The following is a 20635-nucleotide window of genomic DNA, read 5'->3' as shown; positions in this document are numbered from 1 at the left end:
ATAACTAATATAGTGCTAACTAACTTGATAACTCTTTTGCCGCCACTTTTATTTTATCACGCAGCCACTTATGGCTTGGCTCGTTGGTACGGCTTGGGTGCCAAATCATACACATTTCGAGGTCTTCCAACTCGAATGGTAAAGGCAGTATTTTGACATTGTACTTCTCTGAGAAACAGCGAACCGACGATATTGGCAGCATACCGATATAATCTGAGTTCTCAATGACTGGGAGCATCTCGACAACGCCAGCCGCTCGGTAAACTACCCTGCGCTGTTCTAAGCCATCATAGTGTTCAGAACTTAACAAGCTTTTACGGGCGTGCCAGCGAGATACCACGACGTGACCAAGAGAAAGAAATTGCTCCATATTAATGGTGTCGCCAACCGTAGGATGATCAGCTCTGCATACAACCACCAGCTCCTCTTTAGAAATCACCTCATGCTTGAGCATGGTTCTTCCCTTTGGCGTCATATCAACAATCACATCGTGTCTTTGTAATCTTAAATCGGACTCGTAATCTTCAGTAAACAAAGGATGAATTTCCAATGCAATACCAGGCGCCACTTGACTAATTAACTGCATGACTCTTGGCATCATTTCGTAACTCGCCGCTGAGACGCAAGCAATTGAAAAGACGCGGCCTGAGGTTTTAGGGTCGAAGTCTCTTGAATCCGATAAAGTAGAAGTGAAGTTCTTGAGTGCGGCAGCCATTGCAGGATAGATATCAATAGCGAATGTGGTTGGCTCTACGCCTGATGTGGTGCGGTGAAACAGTGGCTCGTCATAGATATCTCGCAACCGTGCAAGCGCTTTGCTCACAGCAGGTTGGCTGATATCCATGCGACTAGCAGCCCTAGACAAGTTCTGCTCTTCATAGATAGCAACAAATATAGGAATTAAATTTAGCTCGGTATTTTTCATACAGTTCCATATTAAAGAAGCAGATTCCCCATAATAGAGAGCCTGCCGATTATGTTCGATGCGAATAACTAAAGGTTGCTACTTAGTTTTATTTTTTAAGTCTGGCAAGGCTTTAGGGATTTTCAAGCGGGAGAAAATCGAACGAGAATGGCTTGAGTTTAATTGATCATTAGACAGGTTACTTAACCCTCTCCACAAACGAGTAAAGACGTTTTTATCTTCATACCCTTGCTGAAGTGCTTCGCTGTCTTCCACCCAACGTTTTTGTCCATTCAATTTACCAAGTTGCGCTTTACTCAGTTTCACTTTATCCAGCTCTAACTGAGTCGTTTCTGTTCGCAATTGACGGTAGATAAAGGTTCTCAATGCAGGCCAATTACCTTGCTTAAGCAAACGACGGAATACCAACCAACTCGGTGTCGGTCGGTTCTTGTAATAACGCTTCAAAGAAACAAATAACGCAACACACAACACTAATGCCAAACCAACGCTGATAAAGACCGACATATAAGCCTTGATGAAGGATTGAACAGTGTGTTTTGCTTCAAACACCTCGCCTTTTATGACAACACTTTCAAGACGTTGATTCCTGCTGTCCCACCACTGGAATGAGAAATCCGGTAAGGTAAATTCGCCACCTTGTTGAATAACATAAACCGTTTCTTCGACTCGGCTAGAACGGTAATCACCACGTTCTTGCGCATCGTCTAAACGGTTGGGCTGTGGGTAAGCTTGGAACTGCTGAGTGGACTCATTGGTTAGCACGTCTGGCAGCAACACAGAAAGGCTGTCTTTTGCCTTAATCGTGATAGTTCGAGTAATGGCATCGCCAACTTTTAGCTCGTCACTTGAACGTTGCCATTGCTGATCTACATCTACCTCTGTTGCAGAAAACCAAGGCGTTTCATTATCGAGTAAACCTGAAGGCAACGAAACTTCAAACTTAATCGGCTGCGTGTAAAGCGTGCCACCAACGTTTGAACCATCAGGAGCAGAAACTTGGATACGAACCGGCACGGTTGGAATGACAAACTCGCCAGAAGTCATCGGATAGAGTGTCACTTCCCATCGTTGACGTGACCATGTAGTGCCATTAACTCGTTCCGTGTAATTAGTCGCGAGTTGGTTACGTTGCTTAGCGATCACGTTAGGGATTTCGATACTGCCGATTCGGGTGCCGCCTGTTAACCAGCGCGGTGTCGCCACCTCAATGTTCAGAATGACCTGCTCATTTACGCTGACTTTGGTCGGTGTTATCTTGTCGCCTGACTTCGGTTTTTCTCCGACCCAAGCAATCAGTTCAACATCACCATTCTTCTGCAGGTCATAAATATCAGCCGCCGAAGCAAGAATAGGAAAAACAGAACTGAATAGTAGAACCATCGACAGCAACCATGAGCGGGCTGTGAATCGCGCTCCCTTTGATTGAACCGCTTCAAGAGCTAAATCGTATCGACTCATTGTGCTTGCCCCTGTTTTGTTGCCTGTTCCTGTTTCGGTGTCTGTTCTATCGAAGGTGCAGGGTCTCTTAATTGAATTTGGAACTTGGACTTCAAGAAGAACTTAGGATCCGCTTCGACGCGTTTTAACCACTTGTCGGCAAGCTCTTGACTGCCCAAGATTTCATTGGCATTCAGCGTTTCCTTAAGCATCAATTCCGCTACCGTTTCTTCTTCGGCGCCATCACCCGTTCGCGGCTGATCGTCTTCGAGTTCTAAAGATTCTTCAGGACCATCTGTGGTTCCAGACTGGCTTTCGCTGGTTCGGTTTACCTCTTCGACAATCCCGCTAAGCACTGCAAGGTTATTTTCCACATCCGTTCTTAGTTCTGGTGAAAGATCCTCTTTCTCGCTTAATGATTTCAAGAGGTCTCGTGCGGCAAGGTATTCACGCTGCCTGGCTAACGCACTCGCTGCATTGTATAAGCCAAGGTCAGTTTTGGTTTGCAAAAATGCACTGTGAGCGAGCTTAAAATCACGAGCATAGTAATAAGCCGCACCTTTTCTCATGGGGTCAGTAAAATGTTTAGTAGCTTGAAGGTATTCTTTCTGATTCAATAAACGTTGACCTTGTTGGTCGGGCGTTAGCCATAAGTCCCACCACCATTGAGCGGTCTTATCCCAAGCTGTAAGCGACTCCACCACAACGGGTTTCTCAGCAGTTAAATTGACTGTTTTCGCCAAAGTTCTTGGTGAGTACAGGCTGCCCGAAATCACTAGGCCAACGACACACCACTGCACCAACCACCCTTTTCTAAACCACAACAACATGATGATCGCCATTGGAATAAGCAGGCCATAGCCCATGTCTTTCCATGGCATAGAAGATTCACCGTTAAGTTGCATGTTTCTTTCAACCGCTTGATTCAGTTGTCGAATATCCGAATCGTCAACGGTCACCTCAACCACTCGTCCACCCGTCTTACTCGCTAAGTCACGCAGTGAATCGAGGTCGACAGGGTTATCGCTCACCACATCGCTATTTCCAGCAGCCAAAATAAGCAACTGATATAGGTTTTCGTTGAAAAAAGTTTCAAAAGCTCGCGTCGTACTTGGATTCACACCATCTGATACCAACAACACTGACGAGCCTAACTCACCAGACAATTGCTGGTTTATGAGTGGCAACGCTTCTTCTGCTGACTTACCTGAAACAGGCATGATATCGGGTGTGATAGCCGCAAGAAACGGTTCAAATACCTTGCTGTCCTGCGTGACGGGCATCGCGACGTGTGCGCTGCCTGCGTAAACCACCAAGCCAGTATTACCGCCTTTGCGAGCTGCCAATAAGTCTCTAATTTTCTGCTTGGATCGTTCCAAGCGACTTGGAGGCAAATCTTTAGCGAGCATAGATTCACTGTTATCAAGCACAACCAACATCGACGCTTTGTCTTCACCAAAAGGAGAAGCCTCACGCTGCCATGTTGGGCCAGAACAGATAATGATGGCGATAGTTACAATCACCACCAATAGCTTCAATGGCAACTGCTTACGCCAGCCTGTTTCGCCAATCGTCAAAGCATCACGTAAGTGTGCAGGTAGAATGTCTTTCCACGTTGGTTTGGTCTCTTCTCTCCAACGAACCCATAGCAGGAAGAACATCGGAATAAAGGCCAACAACCACAAAGGTCGGATAAAATGAAGCTGGGTAAAGAACTGTTGCAGAGTGAGAGAATCAGGCATCATCCTCTCCTTTCAATTTTTTAGTTTTAGAAGCCAAAAGCGACCTTCTACGTAAAGTCGCCAGACTAAAGGCAGTCAGATACATCACAACAACAATCGCCATTAAGTAATGGTGCAGCCCTTGTTTAGGACGATAAGTGGTACTTTCATATAATTGTGGTTCTAGCTCACCAATCTGAGCGTAGGCTTTGGTCAGTTCGTCGCGGTTAAGCGCCTCAAAGGCTTCGCCACCAGACTCTTGAGCCACTCGTTTGATGGTTTCCATATCCAAAGCCACTTCACCAACGGTTTGTGGGTCACCCATGGCGATCACGTGAATACGAACGCCTTTCGCCTTCGCAACTTTGGCTGCATCAATCGGTTCAACAAAGCTTCCCGTATCATTACCGTCGGTTAATACGATCACGACCTTCTCTTTTTCGTTGGAATCAACACTTGAATCTTGAACGGCAACACTTTGCTTTTCGCTTTGTTCAAACACCTTAATCGCCAAGCCAATTGCATCGCCCAAGTGCGTACTTTGCCCTGCCATCGCCACGTCGGTTTGATTGAGTAGTTCAAGCCATACATCTTGGTCTGCGGTAAACGGCGTTTGCACAAACGCTGCATCACCAAAAAGAATCAAACCGAGTCGGTCCCCTTTTCGGGTAGTCGCAAAATCAGCCAGCACTTCTTTGGTCGCATCTAAGCGAGAGATTTTATCGCCTTGCTTTGAGGTAAAGTCTTGTTCTGCCATTGAGCCAGATAAATCGACCACTACCATCACATCACGACCTAATTGTTCGCGAACTTGCGGCTCGCCAAGAATGGTTGGTTTAGCGAGCGCACACACCACTAATGCCCAAGTAATAATCAACGTGGTTCGTTGCCACCAGCTAGGTGTTAACTGGCTAGCACCCTCTGACGGCGCTTCCCCAATCGCTTCAACCAATTCTCGAAAAAATGGCACTTTAATCGCCATTTGCTTAGTCCGATAAGCTGGCACCGCAAAGTAGACCAACAACGGTAAAGGCAACCCGATAAACCACAGCGGATGCGCAAATTCAAAGCTGGAAGATAAAACATCAAACATTGCCTTGCCCCTCTGGTTTTGCTTGTACATCCGGTTTCGCTTGTAGATCTGGTTTATGAAGTTTTAGCCACATCATCGCGGTTTGAATCACCTCTAAACGCTGTTCAAAGCTCAAACGCACATTAGGGTCAATTAGGCTTTGCATCCATAATTCCGAAACTTCATCGGCAAAGAACGCATTGCTGTTTTCACTGGTGTTAGCGCTAACAGGCAGATAAGCGTTCAGACGGTTTACATAAGCCTGACCAAACAACTTGGCATTGCTGCTGTCTAGGTAACGAAGCACCACTTTCAGTACCTTGAAGGTTCGCTCGGTTGAGTTCTTGTCTCGTGCATCCAATACCATGAGCTCTTGAAGCGCTTCTTTACGATAACGGTTATTCCACCATCTCTGCACCAAACGATAAGCCAGATAGATGGCGATCAACAGCAAGGCGACACCGAGGATCTTCCAACCAATAGTTTGCGGTATCCAGCTCACACTCTCGGGAATGGCGACATCATGTAGATCGCGAAGGATATAAGTACTTGGAGGCGTATGTTCAACAGCCATTTAGCGTCCTCCAACCAGCTTTTGAAGCTGCGATATGTGATTGCCCGAGGTGTCTAATTCTATATAAGGGAGGTTTTTCATCGCCATCAATTTAGCAAGGGACTGTTTCTGGAGTGCCGCTTTCTGGGCAAGGCTTTCACTTGCAAGGTTAACCTTAGATTGGCTATCCAGATTAAGTTGAAAACGACCATCACCCACTACCCAGTTTGCGCTTGCCAGATCTTGAGGCAATGATTGTTCTAATGGATCGGTGACCATAATGGCCAAGATATCGTTGTGTTGCTGTAACTGCTTTAGTCGATCGAGATGTTGTTCTCGGCAGTCTCGCCAGTCACTAATGAATATCAAGGTTGATTGCTTGAGTCTCATTCGTTTGATCAGTTCAATCCACTGGCTAAAACCAACATTATCGCCATCACTTACATTGACGCCTAAGCTTTGATTGGCTTTGGTAAGGTGTTTTAGCTGAGCCAATAAATCAGATTGAGAACGTTGAGCTTTGGTATGAAACAGTTTTTGGTGCGAGGCCAAAACGAAGCCGACACGATCACCATCTTTAAGCACTCGCCACCCACACAGTGCCGCCACTTCGGCAGCAACAACAGATTTCATAGTGTTTTGAGAAGCAAAAAACATCGAACTGCGCTGATCGACACAGATAATCACATTACGGTCTTTCTCTTCGGTATAACTGCGAACATGAGGCTTACCCGTGCGCATCGTAACTTTCCAATCGAGATTACGGATATCATCACCCAATTGGTAATGACGTAATTCCTCGAAGTTTAAACCACGGCCACGGAACAGAGAATTATGTCGCCCCGACAATACACTGCCCGCCTTAAGATGAGGCAACAGAGAAAACGACTCAGCTTGAGCCTGTATTCGCACTAACCTTGAATAATCACAATATAAGCGAGGATCAAGGCCTTGTGATTTGGGAGCTTGTGTTGGCTTCGCCATGACGCCCCCTAATTATCCGATCTCAACATTATCAAGCAGTTCTTCAACCACTCTTTGATGGTCAACACCATCGGCCAATGCGTCATAAGAGAGTGAGAATCGATGACCTAATACGGTAGGTAGCATTGCTCGCACATCGTCTAACGTGACGTGGTCACGCCCTTGCAGCCACGCATAGGCGCGAGCACATTTATCCAATGAAATAGAAGCACGAGGACTTGAACCAATTTCAATCCATTTCGATAAGTCTGATTCTGGATAACGCTCAGGTTTTCGTGTCGCCATTACCAAAGCCACGATGTAGTTCTCAACTAAATCGGAAACGGCAATGTCTGGAAGTTGGCGGCGCGCTTCAAGCACCAATTCAGGTTCAATATGTTGTGGAGTGACTAATTCTGAACTCGTTTCGCTACCCAACTCTTCACTGCGCACGAGTCGAATGATGCCGCGTTCAGCTTCATCTTCTGGATAGTCGACCGTGACTTTCATAATGAAACGGTCCATCTGTGCTTCAGGCAGTGGATACGTACCTTCTTGCTCAACTGGGTTTTGCGTAGCGAGCACCATGAATAGATCAGGTAGGATATGAGTTTGACCACCCACCGTAATCGTTCCTTCCGCCATGGCTTCAAGCAGAGCCGCTTGTACCTTTGCAGGAGCACGGTTCACTTCATCGGCTAAAACAATACTGTTGAAAATAGGACCCGGTTGGAAATGCAACTGAGGCTTTCCATCAAGCTCTTGATACACTTCTGTACCCGTTACATCTGATGGCAGCAGGTCAGGCGTAAACTGAATTCGACCAAAACTGGTGTTCAGTAGGTTCGCCAGCGATTTCACTGAACGAGTTTTCGCTGTACCGGGAAGTCCCTCTAAAAGCACATGCCCATTAGTCAATAACCCTATCACCAGAGCCCGAACGACGTGGCTCTGACCGATAACACTTTTCTCTGTTTGTTCAATCAGTTGGTTAATTGCTTGTTGCGCATGGTTCATAAGTCTTCCCTTAATTCAATCTGGCTGCGTACATCCTACTCACAAGCCCCATAACTATTAGTTATAAGCTCGATAGCCAAGCTCACCTCATCGCTTTATTTAAACCTAGCTTTCAATTGGTTAATTGCCTCCGGCGGAGCCACTTTGCTCAATGATGAAATACATTGCTCAAACGCCTTTGGTACGCCCGGTATATGGCTGTTTCGCGCCAACACTTCACACTGGGCATACAGGTGCTGTGGGTTGCGGCTAAATTGGTAAGCCTTATGCAGTGATTGACTTGCCGCAAGAACATCCGATTTTTCCAAAGCCAATCCGTACACATACCAATATTGAGGGTCGGTTTGTGCAGTTTCAGCGGCTTGTTTAAGGTAGTCCGTTGCTTGTTCGTAATCTTTCACACGAAGCAGAGACAATCCTGTGCTGTATGGCAAAACACTCGATTTAGGCTGAGCTTCAATACCTTGCTTCAAGGTTGATAACGCTTTTGCTTCGTTACCTTGCGCTCGATACAAATCCGCCAAGTTGGCGTAGCTGTTTTCGAAGTAAGGCTCAATCTCGATAGCACCTTGATAGAACTCAATCGCTTTATCGTGCTGACCTAAATCTCGGTAAACGTTGCCTAGGTTAGTACGCCCAAATCCTCTGTCGGCATTAAATTGCTGTATCTCAATGTACTCTTCCAATGCAGGTTTGATTTGGTCTTTCTGCAGAGGATTCATTTCTCCCCAATAACGCACTAATGCGCCTGCGGTTTCTGAACGAATCGACAATACCGGGTCTTTCAATAGCGGTTCTAGAATCTGCCAACGGTCAGTGAATGGGAAACCAGACGAGCCTTGTACCACACCCAAACGGATCATCTCGTCATCGTGTTTCACCGCTCTTGCCAGCGAAATAAGCGTATTCTTACCCGTATTACCGCCCAAACGTTCTAAGCTCGATGCTCGAATGATATTGCTTAAGCTGGAATCCTGAGCCGAATACGCCAACGCATCCTCTGCCCCTCGATGCCCTATGGAGTCAGCATAAAAGGCCACGGCAAAATGCTGCTGATTACGATACTTAGAATCTGGGAACCACTCACCGATTTGCTTATCTGCCCACTGGTCGGTTTGATCTGCATGACAGCTAGTGCACACGTTCGGCGTTTTAATGTGTTGGCTAATATCAGGACGTGGGATATGCCAACTGTGGTCACGCCTTGGGTCGACCTCCATGTAAGTCGTCTCTGGCATGTGACAAGTCGTGCATTGTGAAGCTTCAGTATTCGCTTCGTGGAATGTGTGCTTTTCAGGCGTGTATTCTGATGCAATGTGACATTGGCTACACACGGCTTCTTCCGCAATTTTTAGTTCAGCGGTATGAGGATCGTGGCAGTTAGTACATGTGACGCCTTTTTCAGCCATCACGGATTGAAGGAAAGATCCGTAAACGTAATCTTCATCGTAGATTTGACCATCGTTGTGGTAAAGCTCAGGAGTAATTAAGCTCAGGCGATACTTATCAAAGAATGACCCGTTCACGTGATCACCCGTTTCATTTAACTGAGTACGTCGGCTGTGGCATTGAGCACAGGTTTGAACTTGATTGGTATGGATGATGTCTTTTGGTTGCAGGGTTGAGTTGCCCTCTTGGTAGATCCACTCTTTCACCGACTTCGACAAGTCGCGATCAAAACCATAATGCGCCGAGACTTGAGCATCCTTTCCGCCGTTAGCTTTGGCTAGCTTGGCCTGCTCAACGTGCGCGCTTGCAGGCCCATGACAGGCTTCACAACCGACATTAATCTCGGACCAAGTAGTATTATAAGTATTGCTCGCGCTGTCGTAGTTTTTTTCTAGATTCGTTGAATGGCAATCTGCACACATGAAATTCCAGTTTTGACCGCTATTGGTCCAGTAGAATTCATCAGTGTTGGTGGTACCAGGATAGAGGTGAAACCAGCGTTGACCGCCTTCGCCTTCAGTGCGAGAGTCCCAAGCAAAAGGAATCAACTGTACACGGCCGTCTTCAAACTCAACCATGTATTGTTGAAGAGGTTTAAAGGCAAAAGTATAGCTGATTTTGTAATCTTTGAATTGGCCGTCTGGCCCTTCGATATTGACCCAGAACTCTTCGTCTTTGCGGAAAAATCGGTTGGGTTTACCTCCATAAATGACTGTTTGATCGTTGAAATCGCCTAATACAGATTCATCTGTAGCGTGCTTCATCGCCATATCATGATGAGAGCCCTCCCACGCTTCGACTTCTTCACTATGACAATCAACACAAGCTTCCGATCCGACATAGGTGGCTTTAGAGCCGATAGGTAAAACATCAGAGCTAGCGTCTGAAGCTACAGAACTGAGCTTTGAAGTCTCAGTGTTGCTATTAGGATCTTGTTCGCCGGCATAAGCGTTCAAACTGAACAGCGACAACATCAATGGAGACAAAATTGCGGATAATACTGCGACTTGCTGGTGTTTCAATCCGTTTACCAGTAAGCACAACCATGCAGACATAACATTCCTTGTTTTTATACATCCTTATGCTTAATAAGGTAGACGCAAAAACAACGAATTTACAATTATTTAGTGGCAGTGAGCACGATAGTTGTGACTCATATTCACGACCGGGATTTACTCATCGGTATGCGCATAAAAAAAGAGCTCCTAAGAGCTCTTCAATCTGTTCAGTTTCACTCAAACAATCACTTATTTGTTATGAGATTCCTGAAGTTTCTCCATTACCTGATCCAAGCTAAAGCTTGCTGCTTTTTGGCGTGGTGGGAATTCAGCAAACGTTTCTAAGAATTTACCAACATACGCTTGCGCAGGAACGAACATATATGCATGGTCCAACAACCAGTCATAATAGGTATTCGATGTAATGTCTGCGTTTTCGTATGGGTCCATACGCAGGTTAAACAGCTTAGGAAGACGTAACGTCACGAACGGTTCAGCCCAAATCTGCATCGTGCCCGTTGCACGCTGTTCCATAAATACCGCTTTCCATTGGTTGTAACGAAGCGCGGCCAAATCACCATCATCAGTAAAGTAGAAAACTTCAGAGCGACGACCTTTTTTTTCTTCACCTGTTAGATAAGGAAGGAAGTTATAACCATCTAGGTGAACTTTAAACGTTTTATCGCCCGCCTTATGACCCTTCAGAAGTTTTTCTTTGATTTGGTCATCACCAGCGGCGGCTGCAAAAGTTGGCAACCAATCCATATGGTGCATGATCTCGTTAGAAACACTACCCGGTTCAATCTTACCAGGCCAACGAACCATCGCAGGTACACGATACGCACCTTCCCAGTTGGTATTTTTCTCACCACGGAACGGTGTTGTACCCGCATCAGGCCAAGAGTTCATGTGTGGACCGTTGTCCGTTGAGTAGAAAACAATCGTGTTGTCTTTGATACCCAACTCATCCACTTGCTTCAATAATTGGCCTACATGTCTATCGTGCTCAACCATACCATCAGCGTAGTTACCGACACCGGTCACACCTTTACTGTCCGCTTTCACGTGGGTTCTAAAGTGCATACGTGTTGCGTTCCACCAAACAAAGAATGGCTTATCGGCTTTAACCGCACGATCCATGAAATCAAGTGCGGCATCGAGTGTTTCTTCATCGACAGTCTCCATACGCTTACGCGTTAGAGGCCCAGTATCTTCAATCTTGCCATCAGCAAATGACTTGATAACACCACGAGGGCCAAATTTCTTACGAAATTCTGGATCGGTTGGGTAATCTTCATTTTCTGGTTCTTCTTCAGCATTTAGGTGGTAAAGGTTACCAAAAAATTCGTCAAACCCGTGCGCTGTTGGAAGGAATTCATCTTTATCGCCAAGGTGGTTTTTACCAAATTGCCCCGTCATGTAACCCATTGGTTTAAGCATTTCTGCAATGGTTGCATCTTCAGCTTGCAAACCAATATCTGCACCCGGCAAGCCTACTTTACTCAAGCCTGTTCTCAGTACACTTTGCCCTGTAATAAACGTAGAGCGACCTGCGGTACAAGATTGCTCTCCGTAGTAATCGGTAAACATCATCCCTTCTTTGGCGATGCTATCAATGTTTGGAGTTTGATACCCCATTAAGCCAAAGGTGTACGCACTGACATTAGATTGGCCAATGTCATCACCCCAAATGACGAGAATATTCGGTTTTTCTGCCGCGAATGTGGTGGTGGAAGCCACCATCATCGCAGTACCCAGAATTGCTAATCGACGTTTGACGCCATATTTCGCTGTCATAAAAACCTCTTCGTTAGTTATTTGCATCCTGCCATACAACATATAGTCCATTTTTTTAACGATCGCGAGATTCGCTAAACTATTAATCTATTTGTCATTTTTCTTAACAGCGACACGCACAACTAGATGACAGAAATTCCGCACACAAACATGATAATGATCACAACTAATGTTAGAAGGCAAACCAACAAAAATATTAAAAAATCACTAAAAATCAAAACCTTAATAAAACCCCATAACAATTAGTTATAACCACTATAAAAAGACACAACCGATTTTAGAGATTAATGTTTGCCCAACGATGTGTTGCTCTAACGCATTAATCTTTAAAGTGAATCGGAGTCCTTATGGGTACTAAAATTAATAAACTAGCATTAGGTGTTGGCTTATTAGCAGCTTCTTCAGCGGCAACAGCAGCAGAAAAACCAAACATTCTTGCTATATGGGGTGATGACATTGGTGTATTCAACATCAGTGCATACAACAACGGTATGATGGGTTACGAAACACCTAATATCGACCGTATTGCTAACGAAGGCGCTCTGTTTACTGACCACTACGGGCAACAGTCTTGTACTGCTGGTCGTGCTGCATTCCTAACGGGCCAAGAACCTTTCCGTACTGGTCTATTGACTATCGGAATGCCAGGTTCAGACCACGGTATCCCAGATTGGGCTCCAACGATCGCTGACCTTCTTAAAGAACAGGGCTACATGACAGCCCAGTTCGGTAAAAACCACATGGGTGACCAAGACAAACACCTTCCAACAAACCACGGTTTTGACCAGTTCTTCGGTAACCTTTACCACTTAAATGCGGAAGAAGAGCCTGAGACATACTACTACCCTAAAGATCCTGAGTTCCGTAAGAACTTTGGCCCTCGTGGTGTAATCAAATCGACTTCTGACGGTAAGATTGAAGATACAGGCCCAATGACGCGTAAGCGTATGGAGCACGCGGATGAAGAGTTCCTAGAGGAATCTCTAGCATTCATGGAAAAAGCGGTGAAAGCTGACAAACCATTCTTCATCTGGCACAACACGACTCGTATGCACGTGTGGACTCGTCTACAAGAGAAATACCAAGGTAAATCTGGTATCAGCATCTACGCAGACGGCATGCTAGAGCACGATGACCAAGTGGGTATCCTTCTAGATAAGCTTGATGAGCTTAAGATCGCAGACAACACAATCGTTATCTACTCTACCGATAACGGTGCAGAGACAGTATCTTGGCCTGATGGCGGTGCAACTTACTTCCACGGTGAGAAAGGTACCACTTACGAAGGGGGTATGCGTGTTCCTCAGCTCGTTCGCTGGCCTGGTACAATCAAACCGGGGACTAAGATCAATGACATCATGAGCCACCAAGACTGGATCCCTACTCTACTAGCAGCCGCTGGTGATGATAAAGTGGTTGAGAAACTTGCGTCTGACAAAGGTGCAACTTACAACGGTAAAAACTGGCGCGTACACCTAGATGGGTACAACTTCCTACCTTACTTCCAAGGTAAAGAAGAGAAAGGCCCTCGTGATAGCATGCTTTACTTCTCTGCAAACGCTGAGCTAAACGCAGTTCGTTGGAATGACTTCAAGATCTCATTCGCGGTAATGGACGGTAACATTACCGATGCGGTACGTTTCCAACCAAACTGGCCTCAAGTCGTTCACCTACGTGCAGACCCATTCGAAAAAGCCCCACACGAATCTGGCATGTACCTACGTTGGATGGCAGACAACATGTGGCTATTCGTACCAGTAGGCGGCAAAGTACAAGAGTTCATGAACACGCTACCTGACTACCCAATGCAGAACAGCCAAGTACTGAACCCTGGTAACTTCAACCAGAATACATACATGCTTCAAGGTAAACTTAAGCAACTAGAAGCAGCAGCAGCGCAAGCTAAATAAGCCGATTTAGGAGAGATGTTTCAAGTAAACATTAGTACTTCGAGTAAACATACGCACTTCAGATATATAAAGTAAGTGCATTATGAAATAATAAAGCCGTGGTGACTCAATACAGTGACTACGGCTTTTCTTCATCGCACCTACATTAGCCCCAGTTTATCAGTCCATTCCCGAGCATACTTACCAAACCGGTTTAATTTCCTTCCACCAGCCTTGCAACATCAATTTATTGCAACTAGGTTTATAAAGTCACACCTTCATTAACAAGGGAATGAAGGTGGAATCAGAGCGACTCTGAGTGGTCATAATCAGTTGGAATTGATGCTATGAAAACGCCATATCTGGCTGTAATAAGCGTAACGGTAATTTGCGTTTCAATCTCCGTATTGGTTTATGATACCTCCTCTTCAAAGGTCCATGTATTACTTGAACATGAAGAACAACATTCTCGTAATAACGACTATGAAACCTTCCTTTCAGCAGCCCACACCTCCACTACAGATACCCAAAATACCAAACAGATCCCATCTGCAAAATCTCCAGTATCACCAATTCCAGATTCAATTCAAATTGATAAGAAGCTTGCCAAAATAGGTTGGATTTTATTCAGGGATCCCAACTTATCGTCCGATCAAAGTGTCAGTTGTGAAAGTTGTCATAGCCTGCAAACCAATGGGGCTGAAGTGACCCCTGTATCTGCTGGAGTAAACGGCAGCGGAATGAGAAATTCACTCACAGTGTTCAACGCGACCTTTAACTACCGCTTCTTTTGGGATGGTCGCGTTAACAACCTTACTGACCAAATCGATGGCCCCGTACATAACGTCGCCGAAATGGATTCTAACTGGGAATATATTATTGATTATGTATCCCAGGCAGATGATTACGTTAGTCTATTCAATGAAGAGGGAACAGCTATTAACGAGGCCTCAATTAAAGCAGCTCTCGTTGAGTTTATGCGAGGCTTAACGACACCTCACTCTCCTTTCGACCAATATTTAAGAGGCAATAACTCTGCACTTTCTGCAAGTGAAAAAAGGGGGTGGAAAACCTTTCAAGAGGAAGGCTGTATTCGTTGCCACCAAGGCACCAATATTGGCGGCGGCATGGTAATGCGATTTGGCTACTTTGGGTTATCAAGAACAGGTGCAGAGAGAAGTAAAGATCAAGGCCGTTTTATGTTTACCGGTCAACCACAAGATAAACATCTATTTCGTGTCGCCAGCCTAAGAAATGTGGCAATTACAGCACCCTATTTTCATGATGGTCAAACACCTACTTTAGAAGAAGCAATCAAAATTATGGGTGAAAGCCAGCTCGGTAAAACATTCGAAAAACAAACTATTAGTGATCTTAAAGTATTTTTAAAAACACTTACAGGTCTCCGACCTCCAATATTAGTGGAGTTTGAAAATGAATAAAATCAGGCTCGCCCTCTTACTTTTTGTTTCTCTATTCGTGGGTCTAATCAGCGCCATCGTACTCACCTACACTGAACATGAGAATGTCGTTGAATACAGTGAGTCTGTTCGTGAATTAGGCCATGAAATTTTAGAAATGCGCGATAAAGTCACGAACAGTGCTCTCGCAGGTATTTCAAACCCTTATCAAATGTCGGCAAATCTAGTCCGTTTAGAAAAGAAACTACAAACATTAAGGGAGAGTTATCAAGGAAAGAAAATACACTCCACGTTCTTTAGCGACTTACAAACGGTTAAATTACTTGAGCGCTTCCACAATGCTTCAATGGCTAATATCGATAAGCTAGACAACCTTGTCGGGCTAAGTGTCGCTCGAGAGTTCATTCTGCAATCTCTGACTCTTAAGCTCACTGATAACCGCTTATCTTCTTCTATGAACTTAGAAATACCAAGCGGACTTCTCGCCAGTATTTTGCAAACCGGAGCCTCCATCCAGCAACAAAATGTAGACTCAGATTTGGCGAATCTATCAGAAACGTTTGTGGTGCTTAATCAACAACAAAGCCAGCTTCTCTCGCAAGTCCTTGCCGCTCATAGCATGGAATATCTAGATCAAATTGCACATCAGTTTACAAACTTTCAAGATCAACTAGTCGGGTTTATCGTTCGACTCATCATCACCCTCGCCCTGCTTACCTTTGCCTTCTCAATCACGCTCTTTATTCTGCGTGTATTCGAGTTGAAACGGAACAACCTTTCTTACCAAGAAGCAGCTGACAAAGCACACAAAGCCAACGAAGCGAAGTCTTTGTTCCTCGCGACCATGAGCCATGAATTACGCACGCCGATGAATGGCGTATTGGGCATCGCTCAAATCATCAAAGAGGACTCACAAAGTACCGATACCCGAAAGCAGGCCCAAATTATTATCGATTCAGGTCAACATCTCGTCACAATACTCAATGACATTCTTGATTTTTCTAAAGTTGAACAAGGGAAAATGGAGCTAGAACTAAGCCCATTCTCAGTCACAGACATCATTACCCATCTTGATAAAACCCTGACACCATTAGCCGCCGAAAAAGGCTTATCTTTTCTCATAAAAGACAGCACACCAACCAATATTCAGCTCATTGGAGATCCCGCACGTATACGTCAGATCTTATTTAATCTTGCTGGCAACGCCGTTAAATTTACCGAAAGTGGGAAAGTCGAAGTTGAATTCCAGATCACATCAACGAACCCACCAAGTGTACATATTACGGTCGCCGACACAGGGATTGGGATTGCCGAAGACAAAATCGACCACATATTCACGGCATTTGAACAAGCAGAGCTTTCAACGACACGTAAGTTTGGCGGAACAGGATTAGGACTTTCTATTGTGAAGCAGTTAGTCGAATTGATGGGAGGGACGATTTCGGTTTTCAGTCAGATAAATTTCGGTACTAAATTTACCATCACTCTTCCATTGGAAATGTATGAGATTGAAAGACAAATAGTAGAAAAAGTACTACCCAAATATAGTGAGACACTCGATAATTTTTCTGTGCTATTAGTAGAAGACAACAAGATTAACGCAATGGTGATAAGAAAGTTCTGTGAGTCGATAAACTTAACCGTTGAGAACGCCTACGACGGATTACAGGCATTGGATAAATTGATTTCAAACCAATATGACTTAATCATAATGGACAACCACATGCCTAACATGAGCGGTATAGAAGCGATACATAAAATTCGAAATGAACTTAAACTCAAGACCGTCATTTTCGCGTGCACCGCAGACGTATTCAAAGAGGCTCATGACGATTTTTTGCTTTCAGGGGCTGATTTCGTTCTCACTAAGCCACTACAAAAAAACAGTCTCCAAAATGCCATTAATGAATTTCGTCATAAGTTTGAGATAAATCGACACAGATCCTCGCATCTGCAAAGCCTTCAGAACGAAGCTAGGGGCAATGTTACGGTACTTACTCGTCATCCAAAAGATAAGCTGCCGATGACAGAAGAAGAGATATCTCGCTGCCAATTACTGATTGGCGAAGAGCTTAAAGCCAGCGAGAAGCTTGAATGTTTAAGATCTCTGGTCAATAAGTTAGAGAACGAAATTGATCAATTAATAAAGATATTTTCTGATTCAGAACCTGATGAACTCTACGACACCTTACAAGCAGTAAAAAGTATCGCCGCAGAGTTTCAAATGTCGGAGGTTCTTGAGCTATCAATCTCCGCTGAAGAAATCACCGAACAACATATGATGCCCGAGGCTGAGCTACTTCAACAACTCATTAATAGGCTAATGGTCAATAGTCACCAAGCAATGCGATTAATACACAAACTCCATCAACAACAAAAAACGGGGTAGACCTCCTCTGCCGCTATGTGGGCAATTGCTCGTACGTTTGGCTTGTTTACTTTCTTCAAACGAGCAACAAACTGATTTGCCGCTTTCAAGTAAGCGGTTGCCAGTTAGGTTTCTAATATTTTCAATGTATGTAGCGTTTTATCCCATGCCCCTTACAGATTTGAGTCCTAAAGCTTCGATATAAACCCTACACCTCATGAGTCGTTAAACGCCCCCTTATCTGAGTGGAAAAGTGCGAGTAATTCGTTCAAAAATTAGGCTTAGGTTAAGTTTCGGTGAATTTTATCAAATAGAGACAAGGTAACTTGAAATACTTCGCTCTGCATGAGAATGTGATTTATCTAACTATAAACAACTGTATGATTATGAAGACAATCCAAAGCATTGCCCTACTTACAGCTATCGTTGCAACACCTGCAGTATTAGCTGACGTTGAAATTCAAGTTCCATCAAGTGTTGATATTCTAGCGGTCAACGAAGCTAAGCCAGATCTAGATGGCAGCTTATTCTCTTCTCATAAAACGCTCACCGTTCCAGACGGTAAAAACCAGATCGTATTCCAATATCAGCTTGCTTTTGACAAAGGTAACGACCGTGAGTTTGTTGATAGCGATGCTATTATCGCAACCTTCAGTGCTACCGACGCTGCATTGATGTTCGATATGCCTAAATACCATAATACCCGTGAAGCGAAGAAAGGCTTTGAGAACCTAGATTGGAAATTGGTTGATGAGAACCAAAACGTTATCAGTGTTAAGCAAGACAAGTTAATTAAAGACGGCATGCAAATTGGTCGTAAGTTCCCTCAAGAAGCTAAAGAATACAACAAGAAAGGTGGCATTGCGGCACTAGCCATTGGCATGACTACGTCCGTTGCTGCTCAACCAGTTACTCTGCCAGCTAAGATAGATACTAACGCTGCGAACACAGCCGAGGAGATGCTCTATTTCTGGTACGAAAAAGCTGACTCTGAAACCAAACAAAAATTCAAAGATTACGTGAACAAGTAGATCGGCTTATCTCTCGTTCAAACTAAAGAAGCTGGCACGTTATTATAGCCAGCTTCTTTACCTTCATATATTGCAGAAAGCTATGCGATATAAGCCAACACAACTTCTCTATATTTCTGCTTTAATGACTCTCCAATAAAGCTCGCTTCAATAGCATTCAAGCTAAACTGCGCCAGTTCTTGCTGCGTCATGTCATGAGCTTGGTTCACAGCATTAAAGTTATCCGACATATAACCACCGAAGTACGCAGGATCATCAGAGTTAATGGTGACAGCTACGCCCTTTCTTAACAACTCGACTATGTTGTGGTCTTCCATCGCATCGAAAACGCGTAATTTAGTGTTAGACAGTGGACATACAGTCAGTGGCATCTTGGTTTCAATCAATTCCTCTACCAAGGCCTCGTCAGTCATGCATTGCACACCATGGTCTACTCGGCTAACACCGAGCATTTCAATCGCATCAACAATATTTTGAGCTGGCCCTTCTTCTCCCGCATGAGCTACCGTTAGGAAACCCGCTTGTTTGGCTTTCTGAAATACTCGCTTAAATTTCTCGGGTGGATGCCCTAATTCAGAAGAATCTAATCCAACACCAATAATTTTATCTTGATGCTTGAGAATATCAGCGAACGTTTGAATGGCGCTCTCTTCAGACAGGTGACGCAAGAAGCAGGCAATGATTTGAGAGGTAATTCCTAGTTTTTTTTGACCGTATTCAAGCGCACGGTGAATGCCGTTAATCACGGTATCGAATGCAATGCCACGATCAGTATGTGTTTGAGGGTCAAAGAAAATTTCAGTGTGGATAACGTTGTCAGCTTGGCAGCGCTCTAAGTATGCCCATGTTAGATCGTAAAAATCTTGTTCTGTACGCAGAGCATTAGCGCCCTGATAGTAAATATCAAGAAATGACTGCAGATCATCAAATTCATAAGCAGCTCTTAATTGCTCTGGAGATGAATAAGGCAGGTCGATGCCATTGCGTTGAGCCAGTTGGAAAAGTAACTCGGGTTCTAATGAACCTTCAATATGTAAATGCAACTCTACTTTTGGAAGCCCTTGAATAAATGCGTTCATATTTCACCTACTATGGATTTTAGGTGTGTACTTACTCTGAATAATAGACAAGATGTTTTTTGAACGCCATTACAAAGAGTAAGAACACTATTGTGATCTAAACCCTTCGTAATCAGCACTTTGCGGGAGCTGGTAGAGACCCCCAAACCATATCATTGGGGTTATACGAAGCAAACTGTTGTAACTATACAGAATTAGATGGGAATTTCACTAACCAATTACTCAGTAAGATTGTGAACTCGACAACCATACTGAATTAATCCAGTTTTCGCTGCGCTATGGTTTGGGATAAATAATAAATAACCCGTTCATTCTATATAAAATCCCCAAACAACAAACGGTTTGGGGCTGTCAGTTATCACTATAGGATCCGTCCACTAAAGGTAAACAAATAGCGAGATATTAGAGGTAATCCGGTCGAATTCTCGACATTAATAACATATCGATATATTTCCCGGCTTTGAATGTACTGAGCCTTTTAGTGCCTTCAAATTGAAAACCGACACCTTCATACAAAGCAATTGCGGCGTGGTTATCAGCATGAACCTCAAGTTCAAGGCGCACTAGATTAAGCCAGTTATCCGCCTGATTGATCGCTTCTTGCATTAATGCCTTACCGACCCCTTTGCCGTGGGCATCAGGATGAATCGCGATACCAAGCCCTGCGCAGTGTCTGTCTCTGACCTTCGTAGTCATGAATAAGGTCATATGTCCCACGACTTTACCCGAGACTTCAGCCACCAAAGAAAAATGGTCAGAATGTCCAAACAACCTTTCAACTTGGTCTGAACTAAGGAAAGGCTTTTGTGAAGTATTTTCAGATACTGATGGATAACGATAAATATCGAAAATATCTGAATTGTCCGTGAGTTCAAGGTGTCTAATTTGTATTTCCAAAGCACTTCCTTATTA

At 44.3% G+C, this 20635-nt stretch carries 15 protein-coding genes and 1 riboswitch; of the genes, 4 read left to right on the top strand and 11 right to left on the bottom strand.

Annotation, left to right across the window (positions count from 1 at the left end):
* Positions 1-19: 19 nt before the first annotated feature.
* The 9 genes from ACED48_RS12035 to ACED48_RS11995 form a co-directional block, all read right to left on the bottom strand.
* Positions 20-925, bottom strand: a complete 906-nt coding sequence (locus ACED48_RS12035; protein ID WP_017058432.1) for a LysR family transcriptional regulator — start codon at positions 923-925, stop codon at positions 20-22.
* Between the two features lie 78 nt (positions 926-1003).
* On the bottom strand, positions 1004-2386 hold the full coding sequence (locus tag ACED48_RS12030) for a BatD family protein (protein WP_017058433.1): 1383 nt from the start codon (positions 2384-2386) through the stop codon (positions 1004-1006).
* Positions 2383-4107: a VWA domain-containing protein gene (locus ACED48_RS12025; protein WP_017058434.1), complete on the bottom strand. Its 1725-nt coding sequence runs from the start codon at positions 4105-4107 to the stop codon at positions 2383-2385. Before ACED48_RS12025 ends, ACED48_RS12030 begins: the two co-directional genes overlap by 4 nt.
* Positions 4100-5179 (bottom strand): VWA domain-containing protein, encoded by a 1080-nt coding sequence (locus ACED48_RS12020; RefSeq protein ID WP_017058435.1) that lies wholly within the window; start codon positions 5177-5179, stop codon positions 4100-4102. Before ACED48_RS12020 ends, ACED48_RS12025 begins: the two co-directional genes overlap by 8 nt.
* Positions 5172-5732, bottom strand: coding sequence for a DUF4381 domain-containing protein (locus ACED48_RS12015; protein WP_017058436.1), 561 nt, complete (start codon positions 5730-5732; stop codon positions 5172-5174). The genes ACED48_RS12020 and ACED48_RS12015 overlap by 8 nt, the downstream gene beginning before the upstream one ends.
* A complete protein-coding gene (locus ACED48_RS12010; protein ID WP_017058437.1) occupies positions 5733-6695 on the bottom strand; it encodes a DUF58 domain-containing protein in 963 nt (320 codons plus the stop codon).
* Between the two features lie 12 nt (positions 6696-6707).
* On the bottom strand, positions 6708-7691 hold the full coding sequence (locus ACED48_RS12005) for a MoxR family ATPase (protein ID WP_017058438.1): 984 nt from the start codon (positions 7689-7691) through the stop codon (positions 6708-6710).
* 95 nt (positions 7692-7786) lie between these two features.
* Complete coding sequence (locus tag ACED48_RS12000; RefSeq protein WP_017058439.1) at positions 7787-10195, bottom strand: tetratricopeptide repeat protein; 2409 nt, start codon at positions 10193-10195, stop codon at positions 7787-7789.
* A gap of 192 nt (positions 10196-10387) precedes the next feature.
* Complete coding sequence (locus tag ACED48_RS11995; protein ID WP_017058440.1) at positions 10388-11935, bottom strand: arylsulfatase; 1548 nt, start codon at positions 11933-11935, stop codon at positions 10388-10390.
* A gap of 347 nt (positions 11936-12282) precedes the next feature.
* Here ACED48_RS11995 and ACED48_RS11990 point away from each other — a divergent pair, with 347 nt between their 5' ends.
* The 4 genes from ACED48_RS11990 to ACED48_RS11975 all read left to right on the top strand — a co-directional run bounded on the left by ACED48_RS11990 (position 12283) and on the right by ACED48_RS11975 (position 18644).
* Positions 12283-13845, top strand: coding sequence for an arylsulfatase (locus ACED48_RS11990; RefSeq protein WP_017058441.1), 1563 nt, complete (start codon positions 12283-12285; stop codon positions 13843-13845).
* Positions 13846-14171: 326 nt separating this feature from the next.
* A complete protein-coding gene (locus ACED48_RS11985; RefSeq protein ID WP_017058442.1) occupies positions 14172-15266 on the top strand; it encodes a cytochrome-c peroxidase in 1095 nt (364 codons plus the stop codon).
* A complete protein-coding gene (locus tag ACED48_RS11980) occupies positions 15259-17634 on the top strand; it encodes an ATP-binding protein (protein WP_017058443.1) in 2376 nt (791 codons plus the stop codon). The genes ACED48_RS11985 and ACED48_RS11980 overlap by 8 nt, the downstream gene beginning before the upstream one ends.
* A gap of 365 nt (positions 17635-17999) precedes the next feature.
* Positions 18000-18644 (top strand): DUF2057 family protein, encoded by a 645-nt coding sequence (locus tag ACED48_RS11975; RefSeq protein WP_029627289.1) that lies wholly within the window; start codon positions 18000-18002, stop codon positions 18642-18644.
* Positions 18645-18724: 80 nt separating this feature from the next.
* Here the strand turns inward: ACED48_RS11975 and ACED48_RS11970 are convergent, their stop codons facing one another.
* Together ACED48_RS11970 and ACED48_RS11965 are read right to left on the bottom strand one after the other, a co-directional pair.
* Positions 18725-19723, bottom strand: coding sequence for an adenosine deaminase (locus tag ACED48_RS11970; protein ID WP_017058445.1), 999 nt, complete (start codon positions 19721-19723; stop codon positions 18725-18727).
* Positions 19724-19812: 89 nt separating this feature from the next.
* Positions 19813-19912: riboswitch (purine riboswitch) on the bottom strand.
* A 213-nt stretch (positions 19913-20125) separates the two neighbouring features.
* Entirely contained in the window at positions 20126-20620 is a 495-nt protein-coding gene (locus ACED48_RS11965; protein WP_017058446.1) for a GNAT family N-acetyltransferase, read from the bottom strand.
* Between the last annotated feature and the right edge of the window lie 15 nt (positions 20621-20635).

It is taken from the genome of Vibrio sp. 5S239 (assembly GCF_041439575.1).
Taxonomy (GTDB): Bacteria; Pseudomonadota; Gammaproteobacteria; order Enterobacterales; family Vibrionaceae; genus Vibrio; species Vibrio kanaloae.
This window is presented reverse-complemented; position numbering and strand designations above follow the sequence as displayed.